The sequence below is a fragment of the Akkermansia muciniphila genome, from assembly GCF_900184965.1.
GTDB classification, from domain to species: domain Bacteria; phylum Verrucomicrobiota; class Verrucomicrobiia; order Verrucomicrobiales; family Akkermansiaceae; genus Akkermansia; species Akkermansia muciniphila_A.
On sequence record NZ_FXYA01000215.1, the window covers coordinates 93,482 to 112,079 of the forward strand.

15 protein-coding genes are annotated in these 18,598 nt (G+C 53.7%); 8 read left to right on the forward strand and 7 right to left on the reverse strand.

All coding sequences use genetic code 11. The annotated features are described in order from the left end of the window. The first annotated feature begins 46 nt into the window (after positions 1 to 46). The 4 genes from CI070_RS11295 to CI070_RS11310 all read left to right on the forward strand — a co-directional run bounded on the left by CI070_RS11295 (position 47) and on the right by CI070_RS11310 (position 2,934). A complete protein-coding gene (locus CI070_RS11295) occupies positions 47 to 385 on the forward strand; it encodes an aspartate 1-decarboxylase (protein ID WP_012419798.1) in 339 nt (112 codons plus the stop codon). A 41-nt stretch (positions 386 to 426) separates the two neighbouring features. Beyond that, positions 427 to 906 (forward strand): preprotein translocase subunit SecG, encoded by a 480-nt coding sequence (gene secG / locus CI070_RS11300; RefSeq protein WP_094136717.1) that lies wholly within the window; start codon positions 427 to 429, stop codon positions 904 to 906. Between the two features lie 163 nt (positions 907 to 1,069). Continuing rightward, entirely contained in the window at positions 1,070 to 1,711 is a 642-nt protein-coding gene (locus tag CI070_RS11305; protein WP_094136718.1) for a type II secretion system protein, read from the forward strand. A gap of 155 nt (positions 1,712 to 1,866) precedes the next feature. Beyond that, positions 1,867 to 2,934 carry a 3-deoxy-7-phosphoheptulonate synthase gene (locus CI070_RS11310; RefSeq protein WP_094136719.1) on the forward strand — a complete coding sequence of 356 codons (1,068 nt, stop codon included), beginning with the start codon at positions 1,867 to 1,869 and terminating at the stop codon, positions 2,932 to 2,934. A 150-nt stretch (positions 2,935 to 3,084) separates the two neighbouring features. On the opposite strand, the gene CI070_RS11315 is transcribed toward CI070_RS11310, so the two are convergent. The 7 genes from CI070_RS11315 to guaB form a co-directional block, all read right to left on the reverse strand. Then, complete coding sequence (locus tag CI070_RS11315; protein ID WP_094136720.1) at positions 3,085 to 3,564, reverse strand: hypothetical protein; 480 nt, start codon at positions 3,562 to 3,564, stop codon at positions 3,085 to 3,087. Between the two features lie 257 nt (positions 3,565 to 3,821). Continuing rightward, positions 3,822 to 4,808, reverse strand: a complete 987-nt coding sequence (locus tag CI070_RS11320) for an AEC family transporter (RefSeq protein ID WP_094136721.1) — start codon at positions 4,806 to 4,808, stop codon at positions 3,822 to 3,824. A gap of 109 nt (positions 4,809 to 4,917) precedes the next feature. After that, positions 4,918 to 5,643, reverse strand: coding sequence for an NYN domain-containing protein (locus tag CI070_RS11325; RefSeq protein WP_215833645.1), 726 nt, complete (start codon positions 5,641 to 5,643; stop codon positions 4,918 to 4,920). An 18-nt stretch (positions 5,644 to 5,661) separates the two neighbouring features. Continuing rightward, positions 5,662 to 6,300, reverse strand: coding sequence for an HAD family hydrolase (locus CI070_RS11330; protein ID WP_094136722.1), 639 nt, complete (start codon positions 6,298 to 6,300; stop codon positions 5,662 to 5,664). Then, positions 6,297 to 6,902 carry a maltose acetyltransferase domain-containing protein gene (locus tag CI070_RS11335; RefSeq protein WP_094136723.1) on the reverse strand — a complete coding sequence of 202 codons (606 nt, stop codon included), beginning with the start codon at positions 6,900 to 6,902 and terminating at the stop codon, positions 6,297 to 6,299. The genes CI070_RS11330 and CI070_RS11335 overlap by 4 nt, the downstream gene beginning before the upstream one ends. A gap of 81 nt (positions 6,903 to 6,983) precedes the next feature. Continuing rightward, positions 6,984 to 8,507: a glutamine-hydrolyzing GMP synthase gene (guaA, locus tag CI070_RS11340; protein WP_094136724.1), complete on the reverse strand. Its 1,524-nt coding sequence runs from the start codon at positions 8,505 to 8,507 to the stop codon at positions 6,984 to 6,986. Positions 8,508 to 8,519: 12 nt separating this feature from the next. Then, the gene (guaB, locus tag CI070_RS11345; protein WP_094136725.1) at positions 8,520 to 9,971 is read right to left on the reverse strand and encodes an IMP dehydrogenase; all 1,452 of its coding nucleotides are present in this window, start codon (positions 9,969 to 9,971) and stop codon (positions 8,520 to 8,522) included. A gap of 188 nt (positions 9,972 to 10,159) precedes the next feature. Here guaB and CI070_RS11350 point away from each other — a divergent pair, with 188 nt between their 5' ends. From CI070_RS11350 to CI070_RS11365, 4 genes are all read left to right on the forward strand, one after another. Continuing rightward, positions 10,160 to 10,654 carry a low molecular weight protein-tyrosine-phosphatase gene (locus tag CI070_RS11350; protein ID WP_094136970.1) on the forward strand — a complete coding sequence of 165 codons (495 nt, stop codon included), beginning with the start codon at positions 10,160 to 10,162 and terminating at the stop codon, positions 10,652 to 10,654. Positions 10,655 to 11,108: 454 nt separating this feature from the next. Then, the gene (locus tag CI070_RS11355) at positions 11,109 to 16,997 is read left to right on the forward strand and encodes an RHS repeat domain-containing protein (RefSeq protein ID WP_256943567.1); all 5,889 of its coding nucleotides are present in this window, start codon (positions 11,109 to 11,111) and stop codon (positions 16,995 to 16,997) included. A gap of 15 nt (positions 16,998 to 17,012) precedes the next feature. Beyond that, the gene (locus CI070_RS11360; protein WP_143245657.1) at positions 17,013 to 17,570 is read left to right on the forward strand and encodes a hypothetical protein; all 558 of its coding nucleotides are present in this window, start codon (positions 17,013 to 17,015) and stop codon (positions 17,568 to 17,570) included. A 189-nt stretch (positions 17,571 to 17,759) separates the two neighbouring features. Then, positions 17,760 to 18,563 (forward strand): RHS repeat-associated core domain-containing protein, encoded by an 804-nt coding sequence (locus CI070_RS11365; RefSeq protein ID WP_256943705.1) that lies wholly within the window; start codon positions 17,760 to 17,762, stop codon positions 18,561 to 18,563. The last annotated feature ends 35 nt before the right edge of the window (positions 18,564 to 18,598 follow it).

Sequence of the window (18,598 nt, forward strand, 5' to 3'; positions counted from 1 at the left end):
GACGGCTTGACCGGAAGAGCGATCGGGGGTTTGTTGTTCGAACGTCATGTTGGTTGAGCAGTTAAAATCAAAAATTCATCGCGCCATGATTACCCGTGGCGATGTGCAGTATGAAGGCAGCATTGAAATTCCTGCCGATCTGATGGCCGCCGTGGATTTGTGGCCGGGAGAAAAAGTTCTTGTGGCCTCCGTCACCTCAGGGAACCGTCTGGAAACGTATGCTCTCCAGGGGCCTGCCGGCACGGGGAACATCATCATGAACGGCGGCGCAGCCCATTTAATCAAGACGGGCGAACGGGTGGTCATTATGAGTTTTGCTTTGTCGGACAAGCCCATCATCCCCAAAAAAATCGTCTGCAACGAACATAACGAAATTATTTCCTAGACTTTACAAATCATCCGAATTCACACATACTCCCCGCGCTCATGAACCTTTTTTTAGCAGATTCGCTCAATATCAGCATCCAGTTGCTTTTTGCCGTCCTGGTGGTTGTATCGCTTCTCCTTCTGGGGGTGGTGCTTATGCAAAGGCCCAAGCAGGAGGGGCTGGGCGCCGCCTTTGGCGCAGCCATCACAGACCAGGCTTTCGGCGCCCGGACGACGGATGTGCTGAAAAAAGCTACGGTATATTTTGGAACCGCGTTCATGGTTCTTTGCCTGGTGCTGGGTATGCTGATCAACCGTCAGCATGTTAAGAGTTCGGAAAGTCTGTTGAGCCCGGAAATGATGAAAGCTGCCGCCAGGCAGGAAGCCTCCGTTCCCGCCAAGACGCCGGAGGAACTCCAGCAGGAGGAACTGCGCAAGCGCGCCGCTGAGGCGGAAGCCGCTTCTTCTCAGGTTCCGGTTTCCTCCGCGCCGGTGGCTCCGGCCCCTGCTCCTGCGGAACCCTCTGTTCCCGCCAACTAAGGGAATATTCTTTTTAAACGCCCCGGCTGTCGGAAGACGCCGGGGCGTTTGTGTGCCGGGGCTTGTTCCGTTTGTATGCCGTTTCGGAAGCAGGTTTTGAAATTAACGGCGCCGGCTGTTTTCCGCTTGCCCTGAACTGTAATTGCGCTACTCTTGGCAAAGTATGAAGACACCTTTTTTGAACCGTAAATCCAAGGGATTCACGTTGATTGAATTGCTTGTGGTGATCGCCATTATTTTGACGCTGGCCGGAATCGCCATGACGGTGGTGAACGGCGTGATGGAAAAATCCAAGATTACGACGGCGCGGAGCGATTGTAACGGCCTGCAGACGGCTGTGGAAAATTACATGCTGGACAACGGCCGAGTTCCCGTGGCCTGGAGCGGCCGGGAAATGGCCAAGCAGGCCCGCAAAGACGGACAGTATTACGTGACAACCGCCGTGGACGATGATAGCCGCATCATGAGCATCCTGACCAATTACATGGACCGGGCAGATGAGGACAGAAAGCTGAACCCCAGAAAAACGGCTTATTTTAATACGACCACTACGGACGTGGAAGGCGCTCCCGGCCTGTTCTTCGAAAGCCGCGGCCGTGTGGGCCTGATGGATCCCTGGGAATCTCCCTATTACATTATTTTGAATGCCAACCCTGACGACCGCACTCCCCGTGTCCAGGTCGGTTCCCGCATGGTGACCAAGAATGTGGCCGTTTACAGCACCGGCAAGGACAAGCAGGGCAGCACGGAGGACGGCCATATCAACAATCCGGAATTGACGGAAGACAATGTGACTTCCTGGTAATGCATGGCAGCGCCTCCTGTCTTGAGGCAGCGCCGGTTTTTTAGGGGCTTCCGGCTTATGGCCGTGAGGCCCCGCGGCATATTCAGGCATAAAGGCTTCAAACCGTATTTTTTTCTTTTCAACTTCTCTCAAAAACCTCTCAATAAGCCCCAGACATGAACTGGTTCAAAACAGACGACATACGCATTCAAGACATTGAGCCCCTGATTTCCCCCGCCATTTTAATCAAGGATTATCCGGCGACCACGGAGATCGCCAAAATGGTGGCTACGACCCGCAAGAATGCGGAGAACATCATTTCCGGCCATGACGACCGCCTGCTGGTGGTGGTGGGGCCGTGCTCCATCCATGATCCCCAGGCTGCCGTGGATTACGCTTCCCGCCTGAAGGAACAAATGGCGCGCTTTGAAAAGGATCTGGTGATTATTATGCGCGTGTATTTTGAAAAGCCCCGCACCACCGTGGGCTGGAAGGGCCTCATCAACGACCCGTTTATGAACCATACCTTTGACATTAACCGCGGCCTTCACATGGCCCGCGGGCTGTTGCTGCGCCTGGGGGACATGGGGGTGCCCGCGGCCACCGAGTTCCTGGACACCATCACGCCGCAGTATATTGCGGACCTGATCACGTGGGGCGCCATCGGCGCGCGCACTACGGAAAGCCAGGTGCACCGTGAACTGGCTTCCGGGCTTTCCATGCCTGTGGGGTTCAAGAATGGCACCAGCGGCAGCCTGCAAATCGCTGTGGACGCCATTGTTTCCTCCTCCTGCCCGCACTGCTTCCTTTCCGTGACCAAGCAGGGAGTTTCCGCCATTGTTTCCACTACGGGCAATAAGTCCTGCCACCTGATTCTGCGCGGTTCCTCCCTGGGGCCGAACTTTGATGAAGAGCATGTAAAAGAAGCGGTAACGGCCTTGCAGAAGTCCGGCATCAACAACCGCATCATGATAGACTGCTCCCATGGAAACAGTTGCAAGGATTATCGCAAACAGCCGGCTGTAGCCGCCAATATCGCGGAACAGATATCCAACGGGTCCGACCAGGTTGTGGCCGTGATGATTGAAAGCAACATTGTGGAAGGAGCCCAGCCGCTGAGTTCCGACCTGGTGTACGGCAAGAGCATCACGGACCAGTGCATTGGCTGGGAGACGACGGAGGAAGTGCTGGAAACCCTTGCCGCCGCTGTCCGCAGACGCCGTGCCAAACGGCAGGAAGCGTAAAGCTTTCCCATATTCCGGAGGCGGAGGATTATCAACGGAGTTGAAGGCTGGAACGGCTATGCCTTGGCTGACGGGGCAGCCGGACACTGCGGGGTTCATTTTTCATATCCGGATGATTTTATTGGCTCTTTGGTGTTTTTTGCCGAAGAGTCAATACTCGTCCCCCCACAGATAGGAATGGCGTTCGGAAATCATTTTGCCGCGGTTGTCCTGCAGGACGAGTTTCCATGCGAGGATTTCCCCTTTTCCCTTGGCTTCATCCCCGATAAATTCGAAAACGGAGTTTTGCGTGCCGCCTTTTCTCCCGGCAGGATAGGAAATGGATTTCGTCAGGACGGCTGAACCTGTTTTTCCCTGGCGATACATCATGACCAGGGTTGCCGCCTGTTCCGGATTGGCATCGTTCCAGGTGACGAAGTAGTATTGGCCCAGACGCTGAAGACGCTGTTGCTGGGAGACGGCGCCGTGCAGCAGGTAAGTGGCCTGGGTATGGTGCATGCCTACGTCTTCCGCAGGAATCACCGTGGTTTTTAAGGGAACCTCCCGCACATGTTTAATCCGGGAAACCTGCTCCGCGCAGGAAAACAGGACCGGCAGCAGGGCGGCGCAGAAAGGAGCAGGAAATTTCATGGATTCCATTCAATACATATCTGTCCGGGGAGTCAACCCAAAGGTGGGGAAGCTTCAGCATGAAAATGTGGTATGGAGACGGAAAGAATGCGGATATTTCAGCAGTAAGATTGTTCCGCCGCCAAATCCTGCGGATCGGCTTTTGCCATCAGGGGGCGGGGCATCGGAAACAAGACGGAGTCATTCGGAAAACCGGAGGATTTTGGGCAGGCGGCACGCTTCAGGCTGTCCCGGGATTGATGCCGTGGTTCCACCCGTTAATACAATGGTACGACCAGGGTGGAACCCAGGGTCAGCCAGCAGGGCAGCGTGAGGAAGGAAGCCACCGTCGTTGTCAGCAGGATTTGAGTGCCCAGATCCGGATGACCGCCGAAACGTTTAGCCAGAATGACCGGAATGACGGCGGAGGGAATGGCTGCCTGGATGATGATGACGCGCTTGATATAATCATCCACTGGCAGGAAATAAGCCATCAGGAGCAGCAGCGCGGGGGCCAGCCCCAGGCGCGTCAGCAGGCCGCAAATGATGGGTTTGGGTTCCCATTTCATGTTATGCCACAAATCCCGCATGGAACAGCCGAACAGAATCAGGCAGAGGGGAGTGGCGCAGTTGCCGATCATTTCAAGAGTCTTCATCAGGGGCGGTTGGGCTACATAGGTTCCCAAACCGGACCAGGCAAGAGCCAGGCCCACGATAACGGCCAGCAGGGGGCCGCGGAAGAAAACGCCCATATTCAGATTGCCCGGGCCGCCCGCGATGATGATGACGCCGATGCTCCAGACGACCAGTTCACACCCCACATTGTGGACGAAAAGGACGCCCAGCGTGGGATCGTTGCCGGCGGCAAACAGCATCTGGATGATGGGAATGACGAAAAAAGCGTAGTTCTGCACTCCCGCCGTCAGGGTGAACGTACGAAGGCCCGTGCCGATGCGCATGCGCAGCATTTTCGCGACCAGCCATGCGGCCGCGATGCCCAGCAGAAGTTCCAGGGCCCCGGCTGCGATGGCCTGGAGGGAAAAGGAAACGCTGCTGAGCGTCTCATTTCCGGAGAGTACCATGTACTTCATGATGCTGTGGAAGACGAGGCAGGGATAGGCCACATCCATCGCGATGCGCATGATGGGCGCGTCATGGTCTGCCTGGATGACTTGCTTGTGGCGCAGATAGAAACCCGTGGCAAAGAAAAGATAAACGGGAATGGTGGAGAGAAAGGTGGTGAGGATGACGGCGCCGGTATCCATGGCAGAAGGAACTGTTTTTGCGTTAAATGAGCGTATAAAAAACAGGAATTTATTTCCTGTTCCAAGATAGAATCAGATGAATATAGTTATAGAAGATAACTCTATAATTTTATTTGCATTGATATTTTGTATGCGATTTTTCAAGTTTGTATTTTTCCGGAAAATCCTGAATGAGTTTATAAAATTTGGAATAGTATTCTTTTAAAGAAAAATCAGGTTGTTTATTTTTAATATAAGATGATGCCCGAGATAAGGCTACCCATCCTTCTTTTTTGTGCGTTTCAAATGCCTCCTTAAGTAATTTATGAATAGACTCAGGGATTTTTTTTCGTTTTTCTGATCCAGATTGAGAAGGCTTATTTTGTAGTGTATTATCTATTTTAGAGTCAGCAGTTTTTAATAAAATAAATTCATTGCAGCTTTTTTTAAAAGCCTCTGGAGTTTTCTTCTCTCCGATACCAATTACATAAACACCATGTTCCCTGACATATAGGGAAACGGGAGTGAAATCACAGTCGCTCGAAACAATGGCGAGGGCATCGTAAGATGACTGATACAATAAATCCAAGGCGTCAATAGTCAACGCCATATCCGTCGAGTTTTTTTTAGGAGTATAATTAAATTGCTGCTCCGCTTTTATGCCAAACCGGTTTAGCGAGTCTTTCCAGTTTTTTAAACTTTCCTTGCTCCAGTCGCCATAGGCTCTTTGAATCACAATACGGCCATATGCAGATATTTCCTGAATGACGCTTTCAAGCTTATCCAGAGCGACGTTTTCAGCATCAATCAGAAGGGCCAGTTTTTGAAATTTTCCCATCATGTTTTCCTTATCCAAGTGAGGAGTGTCTTCTAATTATTTCTCAATGGACAGGAATAATGTCAATTCCTTTATGCTGGGAAAAACCTTTGAGGGATTGGCTTTTTTCAATCCGCTGACGTCTGCGGTCGTTGCCCAGGCGGCGGACAGGCAGGTCACCCCCGCTTTGTTGCAGGCGGCCACATCTGAAACCGCATCCCCGATATAGTAAAATTCGTCTTTGTTCAAGTGGAAGTCATGCAGAAGCTCTTCAATGGCTTCTGCTTTATTGGGCCTGTCTTCCGCTCCGGTTTTGACGGAACAGAACAAATCTTGCATGCCGAATTGCTCAAGCGTAATGCGGCAGCTTTTGTCTCCCTTTCCGGTAATCAGGGCGACAAGCACGCCAGCCTTTTGCAGGGTTTCTATCAATTCGCGTATGCCTTCATACGGAGCCGGGCATGATTGATGCATTTTTTCATAAACCGGGTAGAAATCATGGAGAGCTTCCCGCCATTTTTCTCCGGCGACTTTCTTGATCATTCCTACTTCATTCAGGCCGAAAGTCTGCGTGATTTCCCGTTCGCTCAGCGTGTGGCCGGCGTAGGGAGAAACCGCTTTTTCAAATGCCCTGATGCACATGGGGACCGTGTCCCCTATGGTTCCGTCCAGATCAAAAGCGATCAGCTTGATCATTGTTCCCGACTTCCGTTGATTTTACGAATAACCTTGCAGGGGTTCCCCGCCGCCAGGCTGTCGGGAGGAATATTTTTGGTAACCACGCTGCCGGCGCCGATGACGCTTCCTTTTCCGATGGTAATTCCGGGCAGGATAATGACGCCGCCGCCGATCCAGCAGCCGTCTTCTATTGTTACCGGAAGAGCATAGGTATGGCGGATGTATTCAATTCCTTCATCCGTTTCCACGGGAGTGAGACGTTCATTCAGATCAATGGGGTGCGTAGCGGTGTAAATCTGTACGTTGGGGGCGATCAGCACATTGTTGCCAATGGTGATCCTGTTGCAGTCCACGAACGTGCAGCCCGTATTGACGGTGACGTTGTTCCCGATATGGATGTTGCGGCCGTAATCGCAGATGAAGGAATGGCCGATGGAGACCTTGGCGCCGACGCTGCCCAGCATTTCCTTGAGCACCTGGCGCTTTTCCTCCTTATGGTCGTAAGGCAGGGAATTGTATTTCATCAGGAGCCGGTGCGTCTTGTTTTTGAATTCCAGAAACACCTTGTCATGGCAGTCGTACCATTCGCCCGCCATGCATTTTTCCAGTTCAGTCATTATTTTCTCCTTTCTTGATTTTTGTTACCGGAGAGGAGGAGCGGAGGCACCCTGCTGAACGGCCGTCAACAGGGTGCGGAAGCTTTACTCCCACTCAATGGAAGCCGGGGGCTTGGTGGAAATGTCGTAAAGGACGCGGTTGATGCCCTTTACTTCATTGAGGATGCGGTTGCTGGTTTCCCTCAGCAGGGCCGGGGGGAGTTCCACCCAGTCCGCCGTCATGGCGTCTTCCGACACGATGGCGCGCAGGTTGGTGGCCCATTCATAGGAGCGTTCGTCCCCCTTCACACCCACCGTTTTTACGGGAATGAGGCCGGCGTAGGCCTGCCAGACTTTGTCGTACCAACCGTATTTCTTCAGGTTGCCGATGAAGATGGCATCGCATTCCCGGATGATGTCCAGGCGTTCTTTGGTGACCACGCCGGGGCAGCGCACGGCCAGGCCGGGACCGGGGAAGGGGTGGCGCCACAGAATATCATGCGGGATGCCCATGGAGGCGCCCAGTTCCCGCACCTCGTCCTTGAACAGTTCCGCCAGGGGTTCCAGTACTTTCCCCTGCGCCTGGAGTTCCAGCACGCGTTCCACGCGATTGTGGTGGGTCTTGATGACGGAGGCCTTGGATTTGGCGTTGGAGGCGCTTTCGATCACGTCCGGGTACAGGGTGCCCTGGGCGAGCATTTCCGCGTTTCCCACGGCATCCCAGAAAACGTCGATGAACAGGCCTCCGATGATACGGCGTTTCTTTTCCGGATCGCTTTCTCCGTCCAGAGCCGCCAGGAAGCGTTCGGAGGCGTCCACCGTTTCAATTTCCACGTTCATGCGGGCGAAATTGGCCCGCACTTCCTCCGCCTCGTTTTTGCGGAGCAGGCCGTTATCCACAAAGATGGCGCGCATGTTCACGCCCGCTTCATGCAGCAGAACGGCCAGCACGGTGCTGTCTACGCCGCCGGAGACGCCACAGACCACCTGCTTGTCGCCCACGCGCTCCCGGATTTCCCGGATGAGTTCCCTTTTAAAGTCTCCGATGTCGAATTTTTTGAGGTTGGCCGCGCAGGAAAGGAAGTTGCGCAGGATTGTGCGCCCTTCATGGGAATGGGTCACTTCCGGATGAAACTGGATGCCGAAGGTGGTTTCTCCCCATTGGAGGGAGACAGGGACGCCTTCCGCATTGCGGGCGATGACGCGGCAGCCTTCCGCCAGATGGTCCACCGTGTCCGAATGGCTCATCCATACCTGGGAGGAGGGGGACATGTCCCGGTACAGGCCCGCGCAGGTTTCCGGCAGCAGGGCGGCGGGGCCGTATTCCCGCTTGTTGCTGGCTTTTACGGTGCCGCCGTGCTTGATGTTCAGCAGCTGCATGCCGTAGCACACGCCCAGGACGGGGACATTCAGGCTCTGGAGCCATTCAAAGTCAATGTCCGGGGCGTCCGCGTCCGTGGTGCTTTTGGGGCCGCCGGAAAGGATGACGGCGCCGGGTTCGTGAATCTGGTCCAAGTCTTCCAGCGCATACAGCTTGGCCATGTAGCCCAGTTCGCGCACGCGGCGCACGATGAGCTGGGTGTATTGGGAGCCGAAGTCAATGACGGCTACGAGGTGCTTGTCGTCCATGTGGGAGAGGAGTTAACAGGAATAATTGACGGGTTCTTCCGTGATGGTGATATCGTGGGGATGGCTTTCTTTCAGGCCGCCAGAGGTGATTTGAACAAACCGGGCCTTGTCCCGAAGTTCCTCCAGGTTGTGCGCGCCCAGGTAGCCCATGCCGGAGCGCAGGCCGCCCATGAGCTGGAATACCACGTCCGCCAGCATGCCCTTGTACGGAACGCGTGCTTCCACGCCTTCCGCAACGAGCTTGCCGGAGCTGTTCTGCCCGTAGCGGTCGCCGGAGCCGCGGCGCATGGCTCCCAGGGAGCCCATGCCGCGATACTGCTTGAAGTGGCGGCCCTGGTAATGAACCACCTTGCCGGGGCTTTCTTCCGTACCTGCCAGCAGTCCGCCCAGCATCACCAGGTCGGCGCCGGCGGCCAGGGCTTTCACAATGTCCCCGGAATAGCGGATACCGCCGTCCGCAATGACGGTGACGCCCGCGGGACGCGCCACGGAGGCTACCTCCTGAATGGCGGTGAATTGGGGCATGCCCACGCCGGAGATGACGCGGGTGGTGCAAATGGAGCCGGGGCCCACGCCCACCTTGATGGCCTGCACGCCCGCCTTGATGAGGTCGGCCGCTCCTTCCGCCGTAACCACGTTGCCGGCTACGATGGGACGGTCCGTCAGCTTGCGGAGGTTGGAAACCACGTCCATTACGCGGGTCGTGTGTCCTGTGGCGGCGTCAATGAACAGGGCGTCCGCTCCGGCGGAAATCAGGGCTTTGGCGCGGTCCAGATAATCGGGGCCCACACCCACGGCGGCGCCGCAGCGCAGGTGGCCGTGTTCATCCTTGGAAGCGTCTGCAAACATGGCGCGCTTCTGGATGTCCGTTTCCGTGATGAGGCCGGCCAGCACACCGTGTTCATCCACCAGGGGAAGCTTTTCAATGCGGTGGGTGTAAAGGATGTGGCGCGCTTCCTCAATGGTCGTGGTGGGAGCCGCCGTAATCAGGCGGGGAAGGGGAGTCATGACGTCCTCGACCCGGACATTCTGGTAATCGTCCACGCCGCGCATGTCGCGGCCGGTGATGATGCCTTCCAGCTTGCGGTTGGCATCCACGACGGGGAAGCCGGAATAGCCTTGGTCCATCATGATCTGGTGGACTTCTTCCAGCGTCATGTCCTTGTTGACCGTGACGGGGTTCGGGATGACCGCGTTTTCAAAACGCTTCACGCGGGAAACCATGGCCGCTTGGATGTCAATGGGGTTGTTGCGGTGGATGACGGCCAGGCCGCCTTCCCGCGCCAGGGCAATCGCCAGTTCCGATTCGGAAACGGTATCCATGGCCGCGGACAACACGGGGATTTTCATGTCAAAGCCGGGAACAAGCTGGGAACTGATGTCCGCGTCGCCGGGAAGAATCGCGCTCAGGCGGGGCAGCAGGAGCACGTCATCAAAACTTAATCCAAGAGGGAAATCTGCCATGCGATAATCTACAGCCGGACATCCTCTGACGCAAGCCGAAACACAGGAGAATCTTATTTTTGAATGAGCGGCGCAGTTTCTTTCTCTGCCTCATGCCATATCCGCGGGCGTTTCCGTTACCCGTGCAGAAACTCTTCCCTCTTGAAATGGGGAGGCCGCCTGCCTATCCTGAAAAAGAAATGACGTCCATGAATGCTCCCGAACCTTACCGAGTCCTGTTTGTCTGTCTGGGCAACATCTGCCGCTCTCCTGCCGCGGAAATCATTTTCAAAAAAATGGTCGCAGAACAGGGTCTGGAACATTTGATTGAGAGCGATTCCGCCGGAATGATCGGTTACCATCGGGGCTGCCCTCCGGATAGCCGGATGCTGACGGCTCTGAAAAAATACGGATATGAAGATCTGGGGCTTAAGTCGCGCCCCGTGCGGAAAGAGGATTTGGAACAATTTGACCTGATTGTGGGAATGGACCGTGAAAATCTGCGGGATTTGAAACGGTTGGATAAAAAGGGACAGTGGGCAGGCAAGATAGCGCCCATGTGTTTTTTCACGACTCGTTTTCCGGATGAGGAAGTGCCGGATCCCTATTATGGGGGGCAGGAAGGCTTTGAATATGTGGTAAAACTGCTTCAGGACGGTTGCGGCAATCTGCTGGAGCGTTTGAAGGAGCAGCTTTCCTTGTAAAATTCAGGTGTGGAGGCTCGGGAAGTGGTAGTTTATCCTGCTTTCTTTCCATTCAGACATGCCGGGGTTGCTGAACATGCCCGAAGGCGATAACCGTTTTTATGGATTTTGGATTTCTTTTCCAATTCGGGGAGATCATGCTTTTTTCGTTGAAGAGTTCATGAATCCATGTTAAATGGAAAATTGCTGTGTTTCATGGCGCGCAGTTAAAGGCCATTTGGATATGTTGCTTCCGGAATTCTCCATATGGGCCAGAGTTTTCCATTCGGAAGCGCAGAGAAGAAATTTTTACCATTTATTGAACCACGGCTGAGGCCAGGAGGCATCCCGTGTTGGACGTGTTGAAACAGGAGGTTTTTTTGTTATGGATAAGGAACGGATAAAAATTATTGCAGTTTTTCCAAGATTGGGATGATGCAATGTTTGCGTTTCAATAGCTAATCCGATTCAAACCATGAAAGAACAATCCTTTGATAACGATGTCAATTCCCTGACGGGCATGAGCAATTCCAATAGCGGAGCTCCCTCCGCGATCGACGAACAAGCGCCAACGGACGCTTTTGAAAGAAGCTGGGACTGGGATTTTGAAGTCAGGGAGCTGGGGCCTGATGAAACGGCCGAATGCAAGGTGACCATGGGCGCCGACGATCTGGCTAACTTGACCGTGGATGGAGAAGAACGGCTGGACATCGGTCCGCGCGGACAGTACGGAGGCGGCAGCTACGAGCCGCAGACGGCTTCTTTCAGCATTGAGCCCGGAATGCATCGGGCGCATGTGGACTATAGCAATATTTCCATTCCCAATGCCAATAACAACATGGCCAAATTCACCTTTGACCTGAAGGTGGAAATTACCAACAGGCAAACGGGTTCTTCTTCCTCCTATGTGCCCCCGGAGGCGGAAACGGAGCCAGTGGACAACAACGACGAGGGCGACGATGATCCATGCGGAGGCTCCAGCAGCGGAAGTAGCAGTTCTCCCAACAGCAGTTCCAGCAATCCGTGCCCGAATGGCGACAACGGCGGGGATGAGGATGAGACTGATCCGGACAATCCCTTTTCCCCGGATGACTGCATGGACAACCGGGGCGGTTCCCCCAGCGCGTCTGTCGTGCGCAGCCTAGTTTCCTCCGCCTCCGCCTATGGAAAGTTCTCTTCCGCAGGCAAACGGGTAACTGCCCAGACGCGGAAAACCAGCATGGTATGGCGCACCAGCTTCGGTTCCTTCCGCGGTATGGAAGGCGTGCCGTACGGGATGCTGGAAATTGTGGCTTATCACTTCTCTTCCAGGTTGTGGACGCCCGCAGCCCTGCAATACCTGCATCCCATGGCCAGCTGTATTCTGCCCCCTTCCGGTCGGGAGCTGGGGGCTGACATGGCATTCCAGATCCGGAACGGAGGCACCCGCGCCAACTATTACTGCTATGCCGGCGCGGCCAGTGCAGGCTCCATCGGCGGCTCGCGGAAAAGGACGGGTTCCGTTTCCATGGCGTATGCTGCGGCAGAGGGGCGTGCCGTCTCGGCTTCCGCCAGCGCGGCGGAAATGAGGGTCAGCAACGCCAGGGGCAATACAGTCATCTACGGCGGTTCTTCCGTTTCCGCTTTGGGCGCGGCCTCCGGCTACCGGACCAAGCTGGGTTCTTCATGGACGGCTCAGGATTTTGCCAATTACCTAGACATCGTCCGAAGCGCGGATGATGTCATCCGCCAGGTCTGGAATCTGTGGGACGGTCTGGCCAATATTGAGAACGTGACGGATACGGGCTATGTGATCGCCTTTTATCTGCCCGAGCAGGTGGGGGCCAAAAACGTCTCCACCGGTCTTTACGCCGTTACGGGGGCGCCTTTTAAAACCTTCACCATTGAGGGCAATGCGGAGACCGGCAAGCTCACCGTCACGGAGCAGGCGGAAGGGCGCGCGCCTTACGTCATCCGCTACTGGCAGGGAACGGGAGGGGCCTGGTGCATGTCCCAGGGGGAAGGGGAAGACGCGATTTACACGATCCGTGAAAGGCAGGAGGGTTCTTCGGGGATTTGGAAGCTCTTCACTACCGTGCAGCGCGGGGAAAACGGCGCTCCTATTTCCCGGGTGTGCGAAACCTATGAACAGGGCCGCAGCGGCAACCTGTGCACCAGCCGTATTGAGGCTTATGGAACCGACTATGCCCGTGAAACGACTTACGCTTATAACGCCGCGGGCAAACTGATCCGGGAGACGGCCCCCGACGGAAGCGAAAAGACCTGGTCCTACGACGCCTTCGGGCGTGAAACCGTCCGGATGGAACCCTGGGCGGGCGGGGGAAGGAAGGGCACCTACACCTATTACCGCTGCTCCGACCATGCCGATCCGGATATTGCGCACCAGTACGTGGTGCTCACTATAAACGCCGCACGGCTGACGGATACGCATTACGCCTATACGGAAGCCAACCATGTGCGCCATGTGGAAAAACGCACCACGGCGTTGGGCGCGGAGGGAGAGCAGCTGGAAGTGACGGAAACGTGGCTGCCGGCGGCGCCTAACGAATACGCCCGGGGGAGGCTGAAGATGAAGCAGTCCGCCAACGGCGTGCAGACGGTCTATGGCTATGAGGCGGCCAGCCAGTACGGCGCCCTCTACAGGGAGACCAGGGAAACGCAGATAGCGGGGCAGGCCGTGCCGGGGCACAGTACGAGGAAAGTCACGTACGTTTCCGCTCACGGAAATAACACGCGCGTTGAGAAATACGCCTTGCTGACGGATGGAACCTGGGCGCTGACGGATACGGCGGATTACGAATACGACAGGGAAAACCGGTGGATTAAGCGTACGCGCGGCAACGGCAGGGTGACGGAACGGGAGATGATGTGCTGCGGCCCCTTGTGGGAAAAGGATGAAGACGGCATCATGACTACTTACTCCTACAATACGGCGCGCCAGCTGGTGGAAGTCAGCCGGTCGGAAGTCACGGACGGAGAAACAATCGTCACGCCTGAAACCATCGTCAGCTACACTCGGGACGCCTTCGGCAGAATCCTGCAAACGCGCCGGGACGTCGGCCCTATGACGACGACGGAAAGCAGGGCTTACGATTTGCTGGGGCAGCTGGTGCAGGAAACGGACGTGTTAGGAAGGAGCAATACGCATGCCTACAGTGCGGACGGCCTGACGGAAACCGTCACCACGCCGACGGGCGCGACGCTCGTCACTATCCGCCATGCGGACGGGACTGTGCTGGAGCAGAGCGGCACGGGGCAGAGGCATCTCCTCTACCGTACGGAATACTCCGCGGAAGGCGTGGTCCGTTCCACGCTGCTTCCCCGGGCGGAGAGAGAACCGGCGCTGGTGGAACAAACCGTCACGGACGGCAGGGGCAACATGGTGCGCGTCTCCCGGGCGAACGCCAACGGCGGCCTTATTCATGACCGGCGCGCTTTTGATCTGAACAACAGGCTTTTGCGGCAGCAGGTGGATGGAATGGCTCCGTTGCTTTATGACTATGGCCCGTTTGGCAATATCGTCAAAACCACGCTCAAGCTGGCAGAAAACCCCACGTCCGCCAACTCCCTCGTCACGGAGTACGCTTATGCCCGCCAGCAGCGGGAAGACGGCGTGTACCGGGTAACCACAGTCACGCGCTGCAACAGCCAGGGAACAACATATGCGGAAAGCACGGCCGAGCTGGTTTCCTTCCTGTCCCCCTCGCTGGCCGGAAAAAACATCTCCACCGATTCGCGGGGCAATGAAACCCTGCAATGGACGGAATACGCGGCTCCGTCCAGACGGACGGTAAAAACGCAGTCCCCGGCTTCTTCCGTCATTGCGGAAACTGTCGTCATAGACGGTTACGCCGTATCCCGGAAAGACCATGCGGGTGTTCTGACCACCTCTTCCCGCGCTTATACGGCCAGCGGCAGCACGGAGACTTATACGGACGCCCGCGGCAATGCCGCCGTTACCGTCTTTGACATCGCCGGCCGTGAAACAGCCAGGACGGATGCCGCCGGCAATACGACCGCCATCCAGTACGACCCGTCCACGGCTTCTCCCTCCTGCGTCACGGATGCTTTGGGCAACACGGCCTGCTACGCTTACGACCCGCGGGGACGCAAAACCGCCGAATACGGTACGGCCCTTCAGCCCTCCGTCTTTGGCTACGATGATGCGGACAGGCTGGTATCCCTCATGACGTTCCGCGTTCCGGGAGAAACCATCGCTGCCGATCCGCGGGAACGGACGGACGGGGACGTGACGGCGTGGAGCTATGACGACGCCTCCGGCCTGATGACGGCTAAAACCTATGCCGACGGCCATGGGGAAAGCTACTCTTACGATGACTGGAACAGGCTGGCGGTTAAGCGACAGGCCCGGACGGTGGACGGGAAGGGAACTCCTCTGGCGACTTCTTATGCCTACGATCCGCAGACGGGTAACCTGGTCTCCGTCACTCACAACGACGCGACTCCTTCCATCACCTGTACTTACAATCACCTTAACCTGCTCACGCAGGTCACGGACGATTCCGGAACGAGGACGCTGGCTTACAATCAATATAATGAAGCGGAATCGGAAACTGCGGCAGGGCTGGCGGCAAGCGCGCTCAACTATCTGCGCGACGGTCTGGGGCGGCCTTCGGGCTACAGTCTGCATTACGGGGAGGGCGTTGTTCAGCAGACGGCCTGGGGCTATGACGGCTGCGGACGTCTTTCTACGGTCTCGCTCAATAACGGCTCCGATTCCTTCGTCTATGGCTACCACGCCGTCAACGGACTGTTGGAAACGCTCGATTACCCCAATACCCTCCGGAGATGGTACACCCGGGAAGAAAAACGGAATCTGCTGACCAGAATCGACTATCTGCGTCCCGGCAGCGCCAACTACCCGGCCAAAACCGACTACGCCTATGACGCGCTGGGGCGGCCCACGGAAAAGAAGGATTACTTCAATACCCCTACTCCCGGCCTGACGCACAGCTACAGTTACAACGGCCGCGGCGAACTGGCCGCCGACGCGATGAGCCGGGGAGGGACATATTCCTATGCGTATGACAACATCGGCAACCGCTTCACCTCCCGGGAAGGTTCGGGCGCGTCAGCGGCGGCGTACACGGCCAACAGTCTGAACCAGTACACGGCCATCACCCGGGAGGAAGAAGCGTCTTTTGCGCCTGGCTATGATGCTGACGGCAACCAGACGAAGATTCAAACGTCTACGGGAGAATGGGAAGTTTCTTATAATGCCCTGAACCAGGCGGCAAGGTTCATTCAAGGGAACAGGAGGGTGGAGTGCCGCTACGACTATCTGAACAGACGGATTGAGAAATCCGTCTATGAAGGAGAAGTCCTGATGTCGAAGAAACGGTTCATCTATCACGGCTACCTGCAAATCGCGGAACTGGACGCCGCCGACGCGACGGAATCAGCGATGCCTGTACTGCGAAAAACCTATCTGTGGGATCCGCTGGAACCGGTGGCCACGCGCATCCTGTCCATGAGCCTCTTTGATGAAACGGGAACCTGGGCGGAAGACCTGTACTACACACACGACCTGTTGAAAAACACTACGGCGCTCTTCGGTATCCGAGCGGGACGCCGCGCCTTGTACGAATATGGTCCGTATGGTAATATTCTCAGGATGGAAGGGAATGCCGCAGAGGACAATCCGTTCCGGTTCTCCAGCGAATACGCTGATGACGAACTGGGGCTGGTATATTATAATTACAGATATTACAATGTTTTAGATGGGAGATGGATTAATCGCGATAATATCAATATAATGTATCCTTATACATACATACAAAATCAAATAACTAGAAATATCGATTATATAGGCTTTATAAGCCAAGATGCTATAGGGCCAACGGATTATGATTTGGAAGGCCCTCCTCCGGGAAAGAAAAAGTGTTATGGATTTTTAGAACAAAGTCCCAAAAAAACAATCGAAAGAGTTCAAAAAGAACAAGTTGATAAATTACAATCTATTATTGAAAAGGCAAATAGAATTACGGATAAACTGGGGAGACGATGTTATCTAATAATGTTGAAATCCGAACCTTTGAATAATGATGCTATTAAATCTTTGCCCGGGATGAGTGACAGAGCAATATTGTTAGCTCATACAAACAGAAAACCAGGTGGAGGATTTTTTCTTACTTCGGGAGGAAAGAGAATAGATGATTCGGAATTAGATTTACGGCGTGTAGATGTATTTGGTTGTCATCGAGGAGATCGTGGGCGTACAACTCAGTCTGCTAATATAGAATATGCTATAGAACGAATATCTAAGCTTGAAAAAAAGGATTGTTGTAATAAAGTGGAATCATTAGTAATTGTAACAGGGACGGAAGCGGGATATTTATACTAAATAATAATTATGTTTATGAAATGGATTCTGGTGATATTTATGTCTTGTTTAAGTTATTCTCAGCAGGAATTTAATTTTAATGAATATAATAAAAAATGTGGAGATTTGTTTAGATATATTGAATTAAATCAGCCAAATGAGATTACATTGATTCATAAGAAAGAAAAGATACGCATTGTTTTGAGCTGGGATGAATGGAGAAGTGTATATGCAGGCCAGGAAGATAAATTAGATGTATTCAAATTTAAAAACTATATTGGATTTTATATCGGAGTAAATAGCGATTTTATATATTTTGCAGGAAATAAATTTCGCAAGGAGGGCCTAGATGATTTTTTTAAATTAATCATAAAAAAATCCGATAATAATAAAATATGTTTTATTGTGAAGATAGATCAAGTCATGAAAGAGAAGTCCATATTAGAAATATGGGATTTTCTTTATTGTATTCATCATCTATCTGATGATCGTGTGGCATATATCCGATTTGACGTTCCGGAAGAAGACGTCCAAGACCCCCCTTCATGTCCTCCTCCTGAAAAAACTGCATACCAAATTCTTTCTAATGATTAACATAATATATGCAGATCCAAATTGGAACAGAAACATGCCATAAAAATGGAAAATTGTTTTTACAATGACTGGAACTAATAATATCTGAAGCCATATTACAACGGTCGGACAACGGAAACAGCGATGCCCGTACTGCGAAAAACCTATCTGTGGGATCCGCTGGAACCGGTGGCCGCGCGCATCCTGGCCATGAGCCTCTTTGATGAAAAGGGAACCTGGGCGGAAGACCTGTACTGCACGCACGACCTGTTGAAAAACACTACGGCGCTCTTCGGCATCCGAGCGGGACGCCGCGCTTTGTATGAATACGGCCCGTATGGGAATATTCTCAGGATGGAAGGGAATGCCGCAGAGGATAATCCGTTCCGGTTCTCCAGCGAATACGCTGATGACGAAGTGGGGCTGGTTTACTACAATTACCGCTATTATAATCCCCAAAATGGCAGGTGGATAAGCAGGGATCCTGTTATAGAGAAACAGCGAGATAATGTTTATACATATGCGTATAACACCCCTTCTATTTTGATCGATGCGCGAGGGCAATTCGCGTTTGCGATTGCTCTATTTAATCCTATAGGAGTGGCGGTAGTAGCGGCGGCGGCAGTAGTTGTAGCTGTTGCGACGGTGGTGGTAGTTGCTGAAAAAGTAATAGATGAAATAAACTCGGATACTGCAGAGAAAGCAGTTCCAGAAACAGCTCCAATAGCAATTCCTCAAAAACCTAAATATGGGAATTGTTCAAAACGGAGACATAGTGAATTAAATAAAGAGGTTGGTCGTAAATGCAAAGGTCCATCAATGCATTGTAAAAACAAAAATATTTGCAAAGATGAAATAGAAAGAAATATAAAAAGATTTCAAGATTGTATTGATGCAAGAACAAAAATAAATAATGAGTGTTTCAATGGTGGAGATAATGCACATAATGATGAAATTGAGCGCGCTTTAGCGGGTAAAAAACGTTGCCAAGATAAACTCAATCAATTATTATAAAAATTTCCACAGCCAAAAAATTCATAAAATTAAAT